Below are 19,356 nucleotides of genomic sequence, written 5' to 3'. Positions count from 1 at the left end.
ATTAATTTATATACTACCAATTGATTATTTCAATTTCTTTTTCACTTCTACGGTTTCGTACGCTTCGATAATATCTCCGATCACTATATCGTTAAAATTCTTGATATTCAAACCACACTCGTATCCTTTCGAAACTTCTTTCACATCATCTTTGAAACGTTTCAGTGAAGCTAACTCTCCTTCATGGATTACAACACCGTCTCGGATAACTCTAATTTTAGATGTACGATAGATTTTTCCATCCAACACCATACATCCTGCAATAGTTCCTACTTTAGTTACTTTAAAAGTCTCGCGAACTTCTACGTTACCGGTAATTTGTTCTTTTAGTTCTGGAGAAAGCATTCCCTCCATTGCCTCTTTCACATCGTTAATTGCGTCGTAGATGATTGAATATGTTCTAATTTCTATTTCTTCTCTATCAGCAATTTCACGAGCAGTAACAGCTGGCCGAACATTGAAACCAATGATAATTGCATCTGATGCACTTGCCAACATAATATCCGATTCGGTAATTTGCCCTACTCCTTTTAAGATAATGTTAACTTCGATTTCTTCCGTCGAAAGTTTCTGCAATGAGTCTGTTAGTGCTTCTACAGATCCATCCACATCACCTTTAAGAATTACATTTAATTGCTGGAATCCACCCAAGGCAATTCGTCTACCGATATCTCCTAAAGTAACACGTTTTTGCGTACGGATAGCAAGCTCTCTTTGTAGCTGTTCTCTACGGCTTGCGATTTGTTTAGCTTCGCGCTCATCTTCATAAACTCTAAACTTATCACCTGCGGTCGGTGCTCCGGACAAACCAAGTATAGTTACTGGTGTAGAAGGGCCTGCTTCTTTAACAGGACGTCCTCGTTCATCGAGCATTGCTCTCACTTTTCCGTGATCGTAACCTGCTAAAATATAATCACCAACACGCAATGTACCTGTTTGTACTAGAATTGTAGTAACATAGCCTCGTCCTTTGTCTAAGGAAGCTTCTACTACAGTTCCTGATGCTAAACGGTTCGGGTTTGCTTTAAGTTCTAATATTTCTGCCTCTAGCAATACTTTTTCTAATAAGTCATCCATCCCGATCCCTTGTTTTGCAGAGATTTCTTGGGATTGGAAGCTACCTCCCCAATCTTCGACCAATAAGTTCATTTGTGCCAATTGCTCTTTTACTTTCTCGGGGTTGGCTGTAGGTTTATCTACTTTATTGATAGCGAAAACAATCGGAACTCCCGCAGCTTGTGCATGCGAAATTGCTTCTTTCGTTTGCGGCATCACCTGATCATCTGCGGCAATTACAATAATTGCAATATCGGTTACCTGAGCACCACGTGCACGCATGGCTGTGAAGGCCTCGTGACCCGGTGTGTCTAAGAAAGTAACACGTTTACCGTTACTAAGCTTTACATTATATGCTCCAATGTGCTGAGTAATACCTCCAGATTCACCTGCAATTACATTGGTCTTACGAACATAATCTAGTAATGAAGTTTTACCATGGTCTACGTGTCCCATTACCGTTACAATCGGAGCACGAGTTACTAAGTCTTCCTCATTGTCTTCAATCTCTTCTTCGAGATTTAGTTCTTCTTCTGCTGTAGTGAAGATTACATCGAAACCAAAATCATCTGCCACTAATTGTATGGTATCAGCTTCTAAACGCTGATTCATAGTTACCATGATTCCTAAAGACATGCAGGCAGCAATAACTTCTGTTACTGCAACATCCATAAGCGACGCCAATTCATTTACCGTTACAAATTCGGTTACATGAAGTGACTTGTCTGTTGCCATTGCTTCTTCATGTTGTTCTGCAAGCTCACGACGTTCTTTACGTTTATCTCTTCTATGTTTTGCCCCTCGTGAGCCTTTACTTTTATTAGTAAGTTTATCGAGCGTGTCTTTAATTTGTTTTTTAACTTCTTCCTCGCTTAACTCTACTTGTGGTGCACGGTTTCTATCGTTTCGTCTGTTATTCGAACGACTTCCACCTGCCTGACGACTGTCGCGGTTAGTATTGTTTTGATTGGTACGATTTTGATTGGTGCGATTGCTATTACTATTTCCAGAAGTTTTATTATCTGTCGCTTTAACATCTTCTGGTCTTACTCCTTTTCGGATTCGCTTTCTTTTCTGACGACTATTTGTGTCACCTTTTTTATCGTCTTTTCTCTTTTCACGGTCAAATTGCGATAAATCAATTTTCTGTCCCGTAAAACTTGGACCATCTAATTTCGTATAAACGGTTTTAATTTTATCGGTTTTTGGGCTTTCTGCTGCAGTTGTTTCTTGCACTTCCTGCTGAACTTTCGGTTCTTCTTTTTTTGGTTTTTCTTCCACAACCTTTTTTTCTTCTTTTTTCGGTTCTTCTGCTTTTGTTTTCTTCACTGGTGCAGGTTCTTCTTTTTTCTTAGAAGATTTCGGTTCGAATTGTTCCAAATCAATCGTTTTGATAACTTTTGGTTGAGGCAACTCGACAGTTTCACTCACCACTTTAGCGGTTGGTTTTTCTTCTACAACCTCTTCTTTTGCTTTCGGTGTTTCTTCTGTTTTTGGTGTCTCCTCAGTTTTTGGCTTTTTCACCTGAAGTGCATCCAAATCTATTTTCCCTACTGCTTTTGGCCCAGAAAGCTCAACTTTATTTGTAGCGATTTTTCCCGTTTTAGGGGTTTCTGCTTTAGCGACAGGCTTGGCTACAGGTTTTTTTTCTACCAGTTTTTTATCGGCAATTTTATTCAAGACAACTTCTTCGGATGCTGCTTTTTGTTTTGCATCCGACCGGAATTCATTGACCAAAATATCGTAGGCCGGCATCTCTAATTTGGTATTGGGATTTTTCTCTACAGAAATCCCTTTCTCTCCCAAAAAGTCGATGGCACGATCTATTGAGATATTCAATTCTTTTAATACTTTACTTAATCTAATTGTTTCCGGCATATTAAAGCTGTCTGTTTTTTTCGTTTGCAAATGTACAAATCTTTATTTAAAATCTTATTGTCTAATCTTCAAACTCTTCTTTTAGAATACGAATCACATCTTCGATGGTTTCCTCTTCTAAGTCAGTTCTCTTAATTAAATCGTTAACATCTTGCTCGAGTACAGACTTCGCTGTGTCTAATCCTATCGCTTTGAAAGCTTCGATTACCCACTGATCAATCTCGTCTGAAAACTCGGTAAGCTCTACATCTTCATCTTGTATACCTTCACGGAATATATCGATCTCCATGTCTAGTAAACGAGAGGCTAATTTCACATTATACCCACCTTTCCCAATTGCTTTAGAAACTTCTTCGGGCTTAACGTGAACCAATATCTTATGGTTTTCTTCATCAATTTCTGCGCTAGAGATTTTTGCTGGACTCAATGCGCGTGCTATATACAAGTTAAGGTTTGTAGTGTAGTTAATTACATCGATGTTCTCGTTACGCAATTCGCGAACAATTGAGTGAATTCTCGACCCTTTCATCCCCACGCATGCTCCTACTGGATCGATACGGTCATCGTATGACTCTACAGCTACTTTGGCTTTTTCTCCTGGGATACGAACAACTTTCTTGATAGTAATCAAACCGTCGAAAATTTCTGGAATCTCTTGTTCGAATAATTTTTCTAAGAATTTCGGTGCGGTTCTAGACAAAACGATTTGAGGTTTTGCTCCTCGTAATACCACCTCATCAACAATTGCACGAACGGTTTCTCCTTTTCTGAAAAAGTCTGATGGAATCTGATTTTCCTTAGGAAGAATCATTTCATTTTGTTCGTCATCCATAATAATAATATGCTTATGACGAATATGATGAACTTCTCCCGAAACAATTTCACCTTCTAATTCTTTGAATTTATCATATAAATTAGCGTTATCATGCTCCATTATTTTGGCCGATAAAGTCTGACGCAAAGTTAGGATAGCACGTCGACCTAGGTTCTCGATAGGAATAAGTTCTGACACCTCTTCCCCAATCTCGAAGTCGGGCTCAATTTTTCGAGCTTCTGATAATTCGATTTCTGCACTATCATCTTCAGAGAAACCATCTTCTACTACAATTCTATTGTGCCAGATTTCTAAATCTCCTTTGTCTGGATTTACAATAATATCAAAATTATCATCCGATCCATATTTTTTTCTCAACACCACTTGCAAAGCCTCTTCTATGATAGCCATAAGGGTGATACGATCGATGTTTTTATCATCTTTAAAATCGCCAAACGATTCAATTAATGCAAGATTATCCATTCTGTATTGCTCTTATTTTATTGAAAGTTTACTACGATTACGGCTTTTTGTATCGTATCGTAGTGAAACTCTTCTTGATGTTCTACGGTTATTTTTCCTTTACCTACAGGCTTGGGCTCTCTCGTTTCCCAAAACAATTCTACAGCTTCTTCATTGGCTTCTACAATCTCCCCCTCAAGAACCTTACCATCTATGAGAGTTATAGAGATTTGACGACCAATATTTTTTTTATATTGACGTGGCATTGATAATGGAGTAGACAAACCAGGCGAGGAAACCTCTAATGCAAAATCGCATTCTTCACGGTTTAGATTATGCTCTACATGTCGGCTAATCCGTACGATTTCTTCGATTGGCAAACCTTGATCTCCATCGGCTAAAATGAAAATTTTATTGTCGGGCGTTACCTTCCAATCTACTAAAAAAAGAGTCGGATTTTCTTCTATCGCCTCGTCTATCAATCGTTTTACTTTTGCTATATCCATATACAACGAAAAAGAGAGCTTAATATAGCCCTCCTCCTTTTAGATTCACTCAATATAAATGCAAATATACAACTTTTTTATATTATATAAACTTTTTTAAAAAAACTAAAAACTATAGACATTGGTAATATCTAAGATATAGATTGCAATAAAAATTAGCGTTAGAATAATATCGTAGCCAGTTGTTAATAAAAATCCTATAAAAGTAGCTACAGCAGCTCTAAAAGCTCTTTTCTGATCTTGCATATTGTACAGAAGCTCCCCAAAGAAAGCTCCTAAAAAAGGACCGATTAGGAAACCAAACGGCGGAAAAAATAATCCTGCAACCAGACCAACAATTGATCCATATATGCCATATCTAGAACCACCCATTTTTTTGGTCATATAGATGGGTAAAAGATAATCGAGTAGTGCACCAATCAGAACAAAAAGGCCTGCCACTATTAGCAATCCCCATCCAAATGTACTATCTGCACTAAACTTGAAAACCAACAATCCAATCAGGGCTAAGGGTGCGCCGGGCAAAACTGGTAAAACTGTCCCTAGCAGTCCTACAAAAAGCAAAATACCACTGATGATATTGAGTACTGAATCGTCCATAATTTGGATAAATAATTTCGTATTAACTTAGCACTTTGTAACTTTACCAAAAGTAACTTGACGAATATATGAAGTATTTGTTGTATCAAAAATCTTTTTATCAAGAATTTACAGAGGCGGTAGAATTGTTTTTTACGGAACATTTTCGGGTAGACTTTTCGGTGAGTCTGATCACTTTCTTACGTGTTTTTTTCTTAGTTGCTCTTCTTTTCCTGGTAGCTTATTTACTGAAGCTAGCGGTGATCCCGTTATTGAACAAAATCGTATCCAAAACAGAAACCGTTTGGCTCTCTGCTCTTATGCGCAACAAGGTTATTATTACAGTTTTGTATACAATTCCGTTGAGTTTAGCTTTTAATTTTAATATGCTTCTGTTCGAAAAACAAGTTACGTTCTTCAACTTTAGCGAGAAGGTAATCAAGTTGTGTTTTGTAATCCTTTTTACTCAAATCATCTTTCGGATTATCAACACCGTAACCGACGTTTATCGTCAAGAAAATAGCTATACCACCGTTGGGATAAGAACTTTCGGGCAATTAATAAAAATGTTCATTACGTTTTTTGCTATTATTTCGGGTATCATGATTCTTTTTACAGTAGAAACCAAGACCATTATTACCATTCTCGGGGCGATGACTGCGGCGGTAATTTTGATTTTTCGCGATGCGATTTTGGGCTTTGTGTCAGGTTTGCAAATTTCATATTCTCGCTCGGTAAAAGAAGGTGATTGGATTACGATTGACAAGGGAAAAGTTGATGGAATTGTACGAGAAATCAATATAAACTTGGTAAAAATTGAGAAGTTCGACAAATCAATTGTTACCGTACCTACGTCTGATTTGGTCTTATCTCAGGTGATAAATCATATGCCCATGATGAATTCTGGCACCAGAAAAATCCAGCGTTCTATTGCTTTCAATGTCAATTCTTTTAAGTTTTGCAAAGAGGAAATGCTTGCTGAGTTTGAAAAAATTCATCTGATCAAAGACTTTATAATCGAAAAAAGAAATCAAATCAGCCAACACAATATTGCTATTCCTCATACCGAAATCGATATTAATGGCCGACAATTAACCAATATAGGTGTTTTTCGAGCATATGTAGAACATTATTTACGCAACAACCCAAACATTTCGCAAATCGACCCTATTGTAGTGAAACAATTACCGGTTACCCCTCACGGAATGCCGCTTGAGATCAATTGTTTTGCAAAATCATCTGATAATTTAGAGTTTGAAAATATCCAAGCCGATATATTTGATCATTTACTCACTGCATGCAGAAAATTTCATTTAGAAGTAATGCAATCGATTACGCTTGGCGATATAAAAAATAATCTTTCATCATGACAAAATTAAGTGTAAACATCAATAAAATAGCCACGATTCGTAATGCTCGTGGCGGAAACATGCCGAATGTTGTGGAAGCAGCTATAAAAATTCAACAATTTGGTGGACAAGGAATTACTGTCCATCCAAGACCAGACGAACGACATATTCGCTACCAAGATGTTTTGGATCTGCAACCAATTATCACCACAGAGTTTAATATAGAAGGAAAACCAATTGATAGGTTTATGGATCTGGTTCTGCAAGTGAAACCCGAACAAGTGACGCTTGTACCAGACGCTGAAGATGCGATAACCTCTAATGCTGGCTGGGATACGATAAAACATTTTGATTATTTATCTGAAGTGATAGACGTCTTGAAAAAAGCAGGTATCCGAACCTCTATTTTTTTAGACCCCAACCCAAAACTTATCGATAGCGCAGCCAAAACAGGTACAGATCGTATAGAATTGTATACCGAAGAATTTGCTACGGAGTACGCAAAAGGTAATTTAGATTGTATCCACCCTTACAGAGAAACTGCACTTCTTGCCATAAAAAACGGATTAGCAGTAAATGCTGGTCATGATTTGAGCTTGGACAATATCCAATATTTTATAGAACAAATACCACAAATCGAAGAAGTTTCTATAGGGCATGCCTTGATTTCTGAAGCTTTATATATGGGCTTAGAAAACACAGTACAATGTTATCTAAGAAAAATAGAAATAGCTCAATTAACGACCAAAAAAGAATAAAAAAATGGAGCAAATATTAAACAGTAGAATTATAGGAGAACATCCAGAGCATCTACTCATAATTCATGGACTTTTCGGACAATTAGACAACTGGAACACCCTTGGCAAAGAATATGCAAAATACTATACAACGCATCTAATAGACCTTAGAAACCACGGAAGAAGTTTTCATTCGACCGATATGAGTTATGATGCCATGATACAAGACCTGCTTACCTATATGGCTCATTATAACATAGAAAAAGTGCATCTTTTGGGGCACTCACTTGGTGGACGTTTGGCAATCGATATGGCCATGAATTATGCAACAAAAATCAACAAACTAATTGTTGCCGACATGTCTCCGAAAGCTTATCCTCCGCATCACAACATGATTTTCAAAGCACTCAACTCGGTAGATTTCTCTAAGGCAAAAACTCGACAAGATGTCGACGAAATGCTAAAAACATATATACCAGAAATGAGTATTCGACAATTCCTTTTGAAGAATGTTTACCATAACGGGAACGGCTATGCCTTTCGTTTCAACTTACCCGCTTTGTATCGCGAATACAATAATTTGGTAGGAAAAGATTTATCAGATGGTGAATTTAACGGGCCAACCTTATTTTTAGGGGGCGAAAAATCCGATTACATTTTACCGGAAGATGATTTTATTATTCGAAAAAGATTTCCGCACGCTGAGATTGATTATGTTTCGAATGCTGGACATTGGTTACACGCCGAAAACCCCAAAGAGTTTATGCAAAAAACACTAACTTTTTTACTAAAATAATCTAAAATACTAACCATACAACTTCTTTCCTTTTTGTCGGGTAAAAACAATGTGAAAGAAGTTTTTTATCAATACACTTTTGTATATGAAGAAAATTTACGCAATCGCTTTTTGCATTATAGCCAACTACATTTTCGCTCAAGAAACCATTTCATTCGAGTCCTCTGAAGGTTTTACACTTGGTAACCTCCACAACCAAAACGGATGGCAGGTAACTGATTCTGACGGGACACCTATAAACAATCAACTCATTAGTAATGAATTAGCATTCGATGGTGAGTACGCACTGAAAAATGGTTTTGATGATGCATATGGTTTTCAATGGTTTCCGATTTTCGGAGCAACCAAAACATTTGATACGCCTTATGATTTCACCGATGGATTCAGTATTTCTTATAAAGTTTATCCTACCGAGGGCAATAAGTCTAATTTCAAATTTACAGGCTTTGGTATAAAAGACGATGAGTATGTCGCTGTATTCGGTTTGGCTTTCGATAACAATGGTACCGCATATGTGTATACCACAGAAGATTATCGCTCTACCCGAATTAGTAATTTTAGCTGGACTCCAAAAAAATGGTATTCGGTGCGTGTAGAGATAGATCCAGAAACTATAAAATACTGGGTAGATGATAGTTTAATTTTCACTGGAGAGAACTTTTCCAAAACACAAATTGTCGGGCTCAATATGGTTCATGACAACTTTGGTGGTGATGCGTATTATGATTTGATAAAAATCAACGAAGAAAAACTTTCTACTTCTGATACAAAAACAGCAGTTTTTAAACTCTATCCAAATCCTGTTGAAAAAGAATTTTTGATTGATTTGCCGAACCAAGAGCAAATAAAATCAATTACTATTTATGAGCTGTCGGGTAAAAAAATCCTCGAAACGACCCAAAAAAAGGTGTTCGTTCAACAGCTCAGCAAAGGAGTTTATCTGATAAAGATCGAAACCGAAAAGGGAAAATCTTACTCAAAAAAATTCATCAAAAAATAAATTTAAAGCGACGATTTGTCGCTTTTTTTTATCAAAAAACCTCATTCAATCGTTCGATAATTGATGATTTTGATTGGTAAATATTGATTGGGTAGAATTTCGGTTTCAGAATAAAACAAAATCTCTACCTCATCAACTTCCATTGTACAAATATAATCCCGACCCTGATAATGTACCTTGGTTACGGTTCCGTATATATCGCTCGCATCATCCAAAACCACCTCTTCGGGATATATCACCAAATCGTTTTCTGCATCAATCATCAGCGCAGCAGCTTTTTCTTTTGGGATAAGCGCCACATACCCGAAAAGCTGAGCAACATAAGCAGATTTCGGAAAGTTACGAACATTCTTCACTGCTCCTATTTGTTCTATTTGTCCGTCTTTCAGAACCAAAATCTGGTCCGATGAATAGAAAGCATCACTCAAATCATGTGTGGTAAAAATAAGACTCATTTTGTGTTCTTTGCAAAAAGCATAAATCCGTTCTCTGATTTTTATTTTCAGGTGTTGATCGATATTGGAAAAAGGCTCATCGAGTAGCAACAATTCTGGACGCAAAGCTAAAGCTCTCGCAATGGCGACACGTTGTCGTTGACCTCCGCTAAGATACTTGGGGTGTACTGCTTTATAGGCTTGCATTTCTACAGCCTCCAAAGCTTGATCTATAATTTGATGTTTTTTTGGTAAATCGAAATTAGAGATATAGTACCCTACATTTTCTCCTACCGATACAAAATCAATCAAATCAAAATCTTGAGCAACATATTTCATCATTGAGTGCCCGGGAATCAAATTGTAGCTTGGCCCTTTGAGTAATACCCCATTCCATTCTATTTTTTGCATTTTATGGTTATAATCCAGCAAACCATAAATCAATCGGATTAATGTCGATTTTCCACTACCACTTTCTCCGATTATCGCTAAAGTTTCACCTTTCTCTACACGAAAGTTTATATTTTTTAGAAAAAATTTTTCAGATTCTTGATACTGATAGGATAGAGACTCTACGATTAACATAAGCGAGTTTGACACTATTTTTTTGGATTATTGATTCGGTCATATAGTATAATTATAAATATATTGACTTAAATCAAACATATTTACAATTAATAATTGTAAATTTGCAAGGAATTTATAAAATTTATTTAAATCTATGAAAAAAGTAATTTTAAGTTTCTCGTTACTATCAATTTTTGCCTTAACATCTTGCGGAGGAAAAACCGAAACCGTGGATGCAAATGAGCCAACTGAAACAGCATTAGCTACTGAAGGTTCGGTAAATTATATGGTAGATGCTGAAAGTTCTATCAACTGGAAAGGAGGAAAAAGATTCGAAGATATAAACAAGCCAGAAGAAGGACATGTTGGTTTTGTAAAACTTTCTTCGGGAGAGGTTCACATGAAGGATGGAGTTCTAGAATCAGGTAAATTTATTGCAGATTTCAACACATTCGAGTCAACCGATTTAAATGATAGTCCAGAAGACAAAGCAAAATTAGATGGCCACTTGAAGTCTGCTGATTTTTTAGATGTAGAAAAATTCCCGAATGCAACGTTCGAGATTACAACCGTTAAACCTTTGACAGAGGGTGATTTCAATACTGAGATTTCTGGAAACTTGGATTTCCGTGGTACTCCAAAAAACATCACTTTCCGTGCGAATGTTACTGTAGATGGAGATAAGGTAACAATCAAATCAGAAGAGTTTGCAATCAACCGTCAAGACTTCGGAATTACTTTCACAGGTGGTGCTGGATCAATCATCAAAGATGAAGTGATTTTACAAGCAGATATTGTTGCGACACAAGTGAAATAATTTTTTGTCAATTACTTATAATTGAAAGGTCGAAATATAGAATTTCGGCCTTTTTTATTTTCTTTTATAAAAATCATGTTTTAGGTTATGAAAATTTCAAAGTCTTAATTATATTCGTACCAATAAAACTATTCAGAATAACTCATGAACACCATCAAAGTCTTCCATCCAGAAGAAACTTTTGTTTACCACATCAACAAAAACCTTTGTAAAGTTGTCTATCAGGGCAATAAAACTTGTTTATTAATCGAGATTCATACCAACGATGATCTAGAACATGTAGAAGGCGATTCTTTGCAAAACGACTTTGCTCAACTATCTCTCTTCATTGATGATTTTCCGATTAATGTAAGCACTGCCGAGCAACTAAACGGAAAAAAAGTAGAAATTCCTTTTGGCTTTGAAGAGGTTGAGGATGAAGATGGGGAAATACACGAGGTTTATTACACTTCACTCAATGCTTCGGAAGATGAATATGAAACGGTGAAGAATGAACTAGTTTTCAGCAAAAATAATCAAGGAATTTTATCTTTAAACTGGACGGGCTATGTACAAGATTATACCGGGCAAACAAACGATGACGTGAAATTTGTCATCCAAACACTGTTCGAGGATTTTGATTTTGAAGATGATGATTTTTTTTAATTAATATTGATAAAAAATTCCGCTAAGAGAAATTCTTAGTGGAATTTTTTTTATGTAAATTTTATGCGGTTTTTACTTTCAGAAAATACCAACATAAAGTTGCCCAACCAATCATCATAAATAAACCACCCAAGGGGGTTATCGGTCCTAGCCACCTTAAATTCACTCCCCAATAATCTGCAAATGACAGCAAATAAATACTAACCGAAAAAATAAAAGTACCGGCTATCCACGACCATACGATTGTTTTCTCCAAGCCAGAATTCATCTGGAAATATAGGCCAACCGCTAAAATTGCTAAGGCGTGATACATTTGATATTTCACTCCTACCTCGAAGCTTGCTAGCTTCTCGTCTGTTAACAACTTCTTGAAGGCATGCGCACCAAAGGCACCCAAAATCACCGAAGACAGACCATAAACAGCGGCAATAAACAACACAATTTGTTTCATTTTTGTTCTATTTTAGTTTTATTCTTTCTTTTTACCTGCTACGAAATCCTTCAAATAAAAAGGTTCAAAATATGCAACATCTTCAAACTCTTGACGATTGAATTTTTCTACAGCCATTTTACTCATTGCTTTTGCTGTTGGAAAAGCCTCCACAAAGTCTGCATTAAGAGTCTGTAATATCTCTTTTGTTTTCATAGCTCCATCGCCTATTAGCAAAAGTTTTTTATTGGATAGATCTCGAAAAGAGTCTTCGTCGATTATTTTGGCTTCTGTAGGAGTAAGTGCTTTTGCATCTGAAGAAAAGATTGCGGTGTAAACCTCCATACGGCGAGCATCAATCATCGGAATTATAAGATCACAATCTGCCCCCTGAAATGCATTGGCCAAAACTTGTAAAGAATTTATCGATATCAACGGAACTCCTAACGAAAAAGCAAGACCTTTTGCTGCCGAAACTCCTATTCGTAATCCTGTGTAAGAACCGGGCCCTTTCGATACACATACTCCATCTATCTCTTGCAATGAATATGGCGTTCCTTCTATCGCCCATTGAATAAATTGATGCAATTTTTCGCCATGCACATATCCGTCACTATTTTCATCGATCGAAGCAATCGTATGCCCGTCTTTGGATAAGGCAACCGAGCAGTTCTTGGTAGAGGTTTCTATCTGTAATAATAAAGCCATTCTACAAGTTTGGTTTTTATGTAGTATAAAGCAATTCCAAAACTCTCACAAAAATAAATTGCTTTGAGAGTTTGAAACTGCAATAATTTTCTTCAAGGATTATCCCTTTATTTTTGATAAATGTGCATAATTTTCTGCAAATTCTATGATAGCGTTCGAAACATCTTGATCGCTAGTAGCCCGCTCATACGAAGTTGCCATTGAAATAAAAATCTGGTGAAAAAAACGTTTCATATCGTCTTGTGTCATATCTTTTGTCCACAAATCAATACGCAAAGCTTCTTTTGCTTTATCATCCCAAACCGACAAAAAAACAGCCTTGGTTTCTTCATTGGATATACCTCCATCTTTCGCTGTCCAATGCATTTGTTCTGGGATGTGATTCTCGTCTAATTCTATTTCGATATTAATATTTGTTTTCTTCATAATTTCTCTATTTATAATTTTATTTACTATTCTGCGTAATGGTATAATTCATCAACTCCTTCTTTTTTTTCGGTTCGATAGGATTGAACTTCTGTTTTAGAAGGCTTGTATTTTGATTGTCTGAAAATTTTCTCACTATCCATATCATTGATCAATTCGGGAAGTGTAATCGAAGGATTTTCGCGGAGGTATTTTCTCAAAATCTGCCAGCCAATCCAAGCACCAATCCTCCCAGGAGATTCTTGCTCTATCTCGTTGTTGAATTTCGAAAAAGGGCTTACTTGTAGGAAACGATCATACAAGGTTTTATCATTCTTGAAAACAAAGTTTTGTTCTACAAAAAAATTCCAAATATTTCCTTCATTTTGTATACTCCACTCAATTTCTTGAGGTGTATAACCGATCTTGAATTCATCGGCTTCGTCAGGAATCAGTGCATCTGCCAAAATTAGTTTTTTCCCTTCATACAGCATTAGATCTAAAAAAGTCTGTTTTTTCGGATCGAATGGTACAATATTTTCTCCTATTGCACGAACAATTTGCGCACGAACATGTCCTCTATCCATAGAAGTGCGGAGATAAGAATATACTTTTATACTATCATATAGTGGACTTTTCTCACCCAAAAAGCCATCCATTGCTACAAACATTTTTTGCGCTTCTTCACTGTATATTACGGGCTCGTAAACACCCTGCAACCCTGATGAGTATACAAAAACAGTTGGAGCTTTCGTTTGAGGGAAGTAATGCAAATAACGAGAGAATAAGGGATTGATTTCTCGACCAAATTCTGGCAAACCTCCAAAAGCTTCTAAACTTTTGTGATAAATCGAGAGCTCTTTTGGGTCTCTGCGTTGGGCTTCCCAAATAGAGTCAGATGAATTATCGAAGAAAAAAGGGTAATCTGCTTTTAACGTTGATAAAGGAATTTCAACATTGAAAAAGTTTTTGCTAATATCGTGAATCACTACCTCAACTTTATGATCAGGCGTGATATTCCAACGATTAACATTATTTTTTTTGCATCCCAAAAGAAGCAAACATAGAAAACCAATTGCTACTATTCGTCCCATTTTCTTTTACTTGTAGTTACAAAAATAAGACATTTCTTGGTAGGAAAAAGATTTGCATAAAATTATAAAGGAATCCTTGCTCCGACAGGATATTCGCACAAATGACCATCTTCACCATGGGGAGGATTTATCCGTGTATCACCTTCTGGCTCTACGGTTACAGAAGAATTGGGTGCAAACGGATTGTTGGGGTTGTATTGAGGTGTTGTCGATGTATTTGTATTTTGTACCGGAATATCCAAAGGTGCTCCTACCGGAATATCGCAACGGTGGTTCGGTTGTCCATGCTCAGGATTTAGGGCAACTTCTGTAGAAGACGTTGTTATTTGTGTTGTTGTTTCTATTTCCGTCCTAGGCTCCTCCACTGCCACTGTTTTGGCTTCTTTACATCCAACTAAAAAACCGATAAATAAGATTGAAAAAATGAATATCCTCATTGTTAGTGATTATTTTTTAGAGATAAACATAAGTCTTTTTTTATGATATCGAACTATAAAAAGGTCCCTTTTTGATTATCTTTGAAAAAAAGATAAACTATGCAAGCTGCTAAAGTAGTCGATTATTTAGTGGATTGGCTCAGAACCTATTTAGAGAATTCTCATCAAGAAGGTTATATAATTGGTATTTCTGGTGGGATAGACTCTGCAGTAACTTCTACACTGTGTGCCATGACTGGCTATCCACTTCTCTGCCTAGAAATGCCTATCCATCAAGAAGAGTCGCAAGTTCAACGGGCCAGCATCCATATCGAATGGTTGAAAGAAAAATTTGATATAATTTCTTCTCTCAAGGTAGATCTCACTACTACTTTCGATGAATTTCGTTCTGCGGTTCCACAAGACGAAAATCATCCTCAATTAACGTTAACCTTAGCCAATACGCGTGCAAGATTACGCATGACTACTTTGTATTATTTTGCTGGTCTAAACAGATATTTGGTAGCAGGAACGGGTAACAAAATAGAAGATTTCGGAGTTGGATTTTTCACAAAATATGGTGATGGCGGTGTAGATGTGAGTCCGATTGCCGATTTACTAAAGTCACAAGTGTATGAAATTGCTGCTTTCCTAGGTATTGATGAGAGCATTAGGATTGCAAAACCTACCGATGGGCTTTTTGGCGATGATCGTTCTGATGAAGATCAACTGGGGGCTAATTATGATGAATTAGAATGGGCAATGAAAATGCATGATTTAGCGAAAAAAGCAGATGATTTTACTGGCAGAGAAAAAGAGGTTTTCGAAATTTATAGTCGACTCAACCGAATCAATCAGCACAAAATTCAACCAATCCCAATTGCAAAAATACCAAAAGAATTGTTGAGCTAGTCTCAACAATCCTTTTTTTTACCTTTTTTATTATCTAGATTTCCCTAAACGATCGACAACATATTCCACTTTTGTTTTACCATGCGGAATCGGTTTTCCGTTAGCATCGAGATTTACCATCGTGATATTCTCTACTGTAATTATGGTTTGATGTGTCATTTTATTTCTCACCTCACATTTCAGCACCAGAGATGTTCGCCCGAACTTAACCACTTCTAATCCGATCTCGATAATATCACCTTGTTTAGCCGATGCCTGAAAGTTGATTTCTGACATGTATTTGGTTACGACATGTGAATTCTCTAATTGTATAATCGAATACAAAGCAGCCTCTTCATCTATCCAAGCCAATAATCGACCTCCGAAAAGAGATTTATTCGGATTCAAATCCTCGGGCTTCACCCATTTTCTTGTATGAAATTTCATTATTCTATTATTATTTCGTTAGCGGCCATTTCGTTTGCATCGGTTATAAACTGTACTAGATTTAGGGCGTATTTCCCATCTAAAATAGAAGGTTTATTTTCTGTCAATGCTTCAACAATTTCGTTCATCGCATTGGGATGAAAATTCTTCTGTTCGGTAGTTAGTTTATCCGAACAACACAAATGTTTGAGATCTGCATACAATAATTTATTAAGGTATTGGTCGCCTATCTTTATAGTCCCTTTTTCGGCAATAATTGTTATCGTACTTTCGAAGTTTTTGTTAAAAGTTGCGGTTGTGTACACCATATGACCATGGGCAGAATCGGCCTTAAATTCTAGCTTACCACTATCACCAAATTCTGTAATTCCCTGATGATTAAAGTTATATTGCACAGAGCTTAGGCATTTTACATCGTCGAACCAAAAATTCATGATATCTATAAAATGCGAAAATTGTGTAAACAATACGCCTCCGTCCATCTCTTCACTTCCGTGCCAATCTCGTAGTTTATAATAGTTTTTATTTCGATTCCAGAAGCATTGGATATTCACCATATATATTTCACCCAAAGCTTTCTGATCTAATGCATTTTTCACATATTGTACAACGGGTGAAAAACGTAATTGCATGGATGAAAAAACTCGTTTATTGTTTTCTTCTGCCGTGGCTAAAATTGCTTTTGCATTTTCTATATCAAGCGCCATTGGCTTTTCTATTAGTACATTTTTCCCGGCTTGCAAACAACTAATTGCATGAATATGATGCATTCCGTTGGGAGTAGCAATTACAACGACGTCGGTCTCGGTATCGTTCTCTAAAAAGTGTTCTAGAGAAGTGTAATAATCGATATTGGCTGTGCTTTCTTCTAATATCGGTTCTACGAGATCGATAATTGCCACTAATTTTGCACCCACGGTTTCTTTAATTGCCTGATAATGAACTTTACCGATATGCCCGAATCCTAGTATAGAAAATTTTATCATTTTTTTATTTTACCACAAAAGGTAGTTCTATTTAATTATTTTTTCTAAGATTTTTTGTGTAATGAGATAGGTTGGCTTCACTCCTGTAAGGCCTAATCCTCCAGAAGCCAGAGTGCTACCGGTCTCTAGTGGGTTATCGGATGCATAATAGGCATATTGCACTTTTACATCTTCATCGATATGGTGACGTATTTTCGAAGCTATTTGAATAGCTTTTTGATAATGTGCCCCTTCCATTTCTAGCCCGATTGCATCCCAAGATGAATTCTTGAAATATTCTAGAACATCTTTATTTTGTAGAGAGGTTCCCAAAACAGAAATCATCGTACCTTCATACACTCCTAATCTGCTTCCTTTAAAATCTTCTAGGGACAATTCATTTTTAAATGGGTAATTATCGGTTGTACCTTCGAATACATGGGCGGTAGGAATCATTATATCTCCTTTTGTGCCGTCTAAAATTCCGGCTTTTCCCATAATCGAAACCGATTTTACATTCATCTTGAAATGTGTTTTTCCGGTTTTATATGGTTTAAGTAATTCATCCATCGCTTCGAAGGCTTGCTCTCCAAAAGCATAATCCATCACAATCAACACATCTTTACTTGTATCTTGAGCATATGAAAAAGCTGAATTCTTAAAATCTACTTTCTCTAGATCGATAATTTGCACATCGATATTGGTCCCTGATTGATCTTTTATCGCGATAAGACCATTTTCTTGTGAGAACCGATTTATTTCTTCACGCATGATTTTGTTCTTCTCAGCAGAAATTTCTTTGAAAAGATCCAAATCAGTTTTTGGCGAATAAGTTGTTCCTAATGCATCGAATGCGTATAGAGTATTCATCACAGAGTGCATATTTGCACTTATGATATGAAGGTTTTTCTCGTGAAGGTTATTTTTTAGCAAGTTTTTTTTGATTTCATTCGCCCAGGATTCTCCGATCATATGATGGCCGATTGATTCGCGTAAAGTTGAAGTAAAAATAATCTCTCGTTTTTTTACTCCCAACTCATCCTGCTGACTGGTTTTACCCATCCAATAAACAATCTTGAAAAACTTTTCTTTATCGTTTGGTTCGCTAAAATATTTATGTACAGCTTGTGTTTCCTCGAATGTTCTTCCTAAGATGGTTGCTAAGTGCATCAGAGAAATTTCTCTTTCTTTTCTATTAAGCTCTACATTATTAAGAGCAATATTTTCTATTTGCTCCCAAATTCGATGCTTATTGAGCGAAGTATTGTTAAATGCACGATTGGCAATTTTATCGGCTTCATTGTACAAAAACGTTAAATGTGTAAGAATATCGTATACCTCTGATCGGCCACGTGTAATCTCGATATTCATCTGATCATCATCGATACGATAACAAAAACGCCTTCTTTTCTTTGGGATTATCGGTGTAAAAATAGAACGATCGTACCCTTCATCAGCTGTGAAATTAACAAATGGTGTTTCTACGATTCCTTCTGGTAATCGATCGAGAACGTATATCAAACCATTGAGTTCTACTTTCTCTGGATCAGTCATTGTACCATATATTTCCGGATTTATTTCGTACAATAAACCTCGCAATATATTACCTGGTTTCCCAGAAACTCGATAAACGCCACGATGAAATAAGTGACGCATAGATATATAAATTCGCTCGATCGCGTTCGTTGATCTTCTTGCTCTTGATATCGACATATTATTATTTTATTTCTTAGGGTTATTATAGGCTGCATTTATCTCCATGAGTTCATCGTACCATGACTGACCAAACTTTCTAATCAAAGCATCTTTGGTAAATTGTGCTACGTTTACTTGTAATTCTTTGCCTAAGGTACAAGCATCGGAACAAATATCCCAAACATCATAGTTAACCGCACTAAAATTTGAATATTCCTTAACACGAACCGGATATAAATGACAAGAAATTGGTTTCTTATAATCGATGACACCTGCCTCATATGCTTTTTCTATGCCGCACTTAGAATAACCATTTTCTTCAAAAACCAAATAAGCACATTCTTGATGATTGACCAAAGGCGTGGTCCATTCACCATCTTCGTCTATCGTATATTTCCCTTCTCGCTCGATGGCATCTATCCCTTCTTTACGTAAAAAAGGCTTGATATCTTCATAGATATCATCTAAAATATCCAACTCTTCAAAATCCAAAGGTGCACCCGCATCACCTTCTACACAGCAAATACCTTTGCATTTGGATAAATTACAAACGAACTCTTTTTTTAACAATTCTTCTGAAACAAGGGTTTTACCAATTTGAAACATTTTTGCTTATTTTGTAACATGCAAAGATACAACTTTCTATGCGATTTTAATGTATTTTT

Annotated in this window: 21 protein-coding genes; 7 read left to right on the top strand and 14 right to left on the bottom strand. The window is 36.4% G+C overall.

The annotated features are described in order from the left end of the window. Nucleotides 1-24: 24 nt before the first annotated feature. From infB to HMPREF2660_RS09710, 4 genes are all read right to left on the bottom strand, one after another. Nucleotides 25-2,934 carry a translation initiation factor IF-2 gene (infB, locus tag HMPREF2660_RS09725; protein ID WP_070486971.1) on the bottom strand — a complete coding sequence of 970 codons (2,910 nt, stop codon included), beginning with the start codon at nt 2,932-2,934 and terminating at the stop codon, nt 25-27. Nucleotides 2,935-2,995: 61 nt separating this feature from the next. Beyond that, nucleotides 2,996-4,231, bottom strand: coding sequence for a transcription termination factor NusA (nusA, locus tag HMPREF2660_RS09720; protein WP_013598395.1), 1,236 nt, complete (start codon nt 4,229-4,231; stop codon nt 2,996-2,998). 17 nt (nt 4,232-4,248) lie between these two features. Then, a complete protein-coding gene (gene rimP / locus HMPREF2660_RS09715; protein WP_013598394.1) occupies nt 4,249-4,716 on the bottom strand; it encodes a ribosome assembly cofactor RimP in 468 nt (155 codons plus the stop codon). Nucleotides 4,717-4,821: 105 nt separating this feature from the next. Further along, nucleotides 4,822-5,316 carry a DUF456 domain-containing protein gene (locus HMPREF2660_RS09710; protein ID WP_013598393.1) on the bottom strand — a complete coding sequence of 165 codons (495 nt, stop codon included), beginning with the start codon at nt 5,314-5,316 and terminating at the stop codon, nt 4,822-4,824. Nucleotides 5,317-5,384: 68 nt separating this feature from the next. Here HMPREF2660_RS09710 and HMPREF2660_RS09705 point away from each other — a divergent pair, with 68 nt between their 5' ends. The 4 genes from HMPREF2660_RS09705 (at nt 5,385) to HMPREF2660_RS09690 (ending at nt 9,177) form a co-directional block, all read left to right on the top strand. Next, on the top strand, nt 5,385-6,665 hold the full coding sequence (locus HMPREF2660_RS09705) for a mechanosensitive ion channel family protein (RefSeq protein WP_070486970.1): 1,281 nt from the start codon (nt 5,385-5,387) through the stop codon (nt 6,663-6,665). Next, the gene (locus tag HMPREF2660_RS09700) at nt 6,662-7,402 is read left to right on the top strand and encodes a pyridoxine 5'-phosphate synthase (RefSeq protein ID WP_013598391.1); all 741 of its coding nucleotides are present in this window, start codon (nt 6,662-6,664) and stop codon (nt 7,400-7,402) included. Before HMPREF2660_RS09705 ends, HMPREF2660_RS09700 begins: the two co-directional genes overlap by 4 nt. A gap of 4 nt (nt 7,403-7,406) precedes the next feature. Continuing rightward, nucleotides 7,407-8,177, top strand: coding sequence for an alpha/beta fold hydrolase (locus HMPREF2660_RS09695; RefSeq protein ID WP_013598390.1), 771 nt, complete (start codon nt 7,407-7,409; stop codon nt 8,175-8,177). 85 nt (nt 8,178-8,262) lie between these two features. Then, nucleotides 8,263-9,177: a T9SS type A sorting domain-containing protein gene (locus HMPREF2660_RS09690; protein WP_070486969.1), complete on the top strand. Its 915-nt coding sequence runs from the start codon at nt 8,263-8,265 to the stop codon at nt 9,175-9,177. A gap of 41 nt (nt 9,178-9,218) precedes the next feature. On the opposite strand, the gene HMPREF2660_RS09685 is transcribed toward HMPREF2660_RS09690, so the two are convergent. Continuing rightward, entirely contained in the window at nt 9,219-10,211 is a 993-nt protein-coding gene (locus HMPREF2660_RS09685) for an ABC transporter ATP-binding protein (RefSeq protein WP_255356448.1), read from the bottom strand. A 121-nt stretch (nt 10,212-10,332) separates the two neighbouring features. On the opposite strand from HMPREF2660_RS09685, the gene HMPREF2660_RS09680 reads away from it, so the two are divergent. After that, the gene (locus HMPREF2660_RS09680) at nt 10,333-10,995 is read left to right on the top strand and encodes a YceI family protein (protein ID WP_013598387.1); all 663 of its coding nucleotides are present in this window, start codon (nt 10,333-10,335) and stop codon (nt 10,993-10,995) included. 144 nt (nt 10,996-11,139) lie between these two features. Continuing rightward, nucleotides 11,140-11,640: a hypothetical protein gene (locus tag HMPREF2660_RS09675; protein WP_013598386.1), complete on the top strand. Its 501-nt coding sequence runs from the start codon at nt 11,140-11,142 to the stop codon at nt 11,638-11,640. Between the two features lie 61 nt (nt 11,641-11,701). Here HMPREF2660_RS09675 and HMPREF2660_RS09670 read toward each other — a convergent pair whose 3' ends face one another. The 5 genes from HMPREF2660_RS09670 to HMPREF2660_RS09650 all read right to left on the bottom strand — a co-directional run bounded on the left by HMPREF2660_RS09670 (nt 11,702) and on the right by HMPREF2660_RS09650 (nt 14,714). Then, nucleotides 11,702-12,091 (bottom strand): DUF423 domain-containing protein, encoded by a 390-nt coding sequence (locus HMPREF2660_RS09670; RefSeq protein ID WP_013598385.1) that lies wholly within the window; start codon nt 12,089-12,091, stop codon nt 11,702-11,704. An 18-nt stretch (nt 12,092-12,109) separates the two neighbouring features. Continuing rightward, nucleotides 12,110-12,778, bottom strand: a complete 669-nt coding sequence (gene tsaB / locus HMPREF2660_RS09665; RefSeq protein WP_070486966.1) for a tRNA (adenosine(37)-N6)-threonylcarbamoyltransferase complex dimerization subunit type 1 TsaB — start codon at nt 12,776-12,778, stop codon at nt 12,110-12,112. Nucleotides 12,779-12,877: 99 nt separating this feature from the next. After that, on the bottom strand, nt 12,878-13,204 hold the full coding sequence (gene gldC / locus HMPREF2660_RS09660) for a gliding motility protein GldC (protein ID WP_013598383.1): 327 nt from the start codon (nt 13,202-13,204) through the stop codon (nt 12,878-12,880). A 26-nt stretch (nt 13,205-13,230) separates the two neighbouring features. Beyond that, complete coding sequence (locus HMPREF2660_RS09655) at nt 13,231-14,277, bottom strand: gliding motility lipoprotein GldB (protein ID WP_070486964.1); 1,047 nt, start codon at nt 14,275-14,277, stop codon at nt 13,231-13,233. A 62-nt stretch (nt 14,278-14,339) separates the two neighbouring features. Then, on the bottom strand, nt 14,340-14,714 hold the full coding sequence (locus HMPREF2660_RS09650) for a hypothetical protein (RefSeq protein ID WP_070486963.1): 375 nt from the start codon (nt 14,712-14,714) through the stop codon (nt 14,340-14,342). 99 nt (nt 14,715-14,813) lie between these two features. Here HMPREF2660_RS09650 and nadE point away from each other — a divergent pair, with 99 nt between their 5' ends. Then, nucleotides 14,814-15,605 (top strand): NAD(+) synthase, encoded by a 792-nt coding sequence (gene nadE, locus HMPREF2660_RS09645; protein WP_070486961.1) that lies wholly within the window; start codon nt 14,814-14,816, stop codon nt 15,603-15,605. 30 nt (nt 15,606-15,635) lie between these two features. Here the strand turns inward: nadE and HMPREF2660_RS09640 are convergent, their stop codons facing one another. The 4 genes from HMPREF2660_RS09640 to HMPREF2660_RS09625 are packed head-to-tail and all read right to left on the bottom strand — an operon-like array spanning nt 15,636 to nt 19,297. Beyond that, complete coding sequence (locus HMPREF2660_RS09640; protein ID WP_013598379.1) at nt 15,636-16,031, bottom strand: acyl-CoA thioesterase; 396 nt, start codon at nt 16,029-16,031, stop codon at nt 15,636-15,638. Next, nucleotides 16,031-17,017 carry a Gfo/Idh/MocA family protein gene (locus HMPREF2660_RS09635; RefSeq protein ID WP_070486960.1) on the bottom strand — a complete coding sequence of 329 codons (987 nt, stop codon included), beginning with the start codon at nt 17,015-17,017 and terminating at the stop codon, nt 16,031-16,033. The genes HMPREF2660_RS09640 and HMPREF2660_RS09635 overlap by 1 nt, the downstream gene beginning before the upstream one ends. 27 nt (nt 17,018-17,044) lie before the next feature. Further along, the gene (locus HMPREF2660_RS09630) at nt 17,045-18,709 is read right to left on the bottom strand and encodes a DUF6909 family protein (protein WP_013598377.1); all 1,665 of its coding nucleotides are present in this window, start codon (nt 18,707-18,709) and stop codon (nt 17,045-17,047) included. 9 nt (nt 18,710-18,718) lie between these two features. Continuing rightward, nucleotides 18,719-19,297 carry a DUF3109 family protein gene (locus HMPREF2660_RS09625; protein WP_070486958.1) on the bottom strand — a complete coding sequence of 193 codons (579 nt, stop codon included), beginning with the start codon at nt 19,295-19,297 and terminating at the stop codon, nt 18,719-18,721. Nucleotides 19,298-19,356 lie beyond the last annotated feature (59 nt).

It is taken from the genome of Weeksella sp. HMSC059D05, assembly GCF_001809725.1.
Lineage (GTDB): Bacteria > Bacteroidota > Bacteroidia > Flavobacteriales > Weeksellaceae > Weeksella > Weeksella virosa.
Note: the sequence above shows the minus strand (reverse complement) of the source record. Positions and strands in the feature narration are given on the sequence as shown.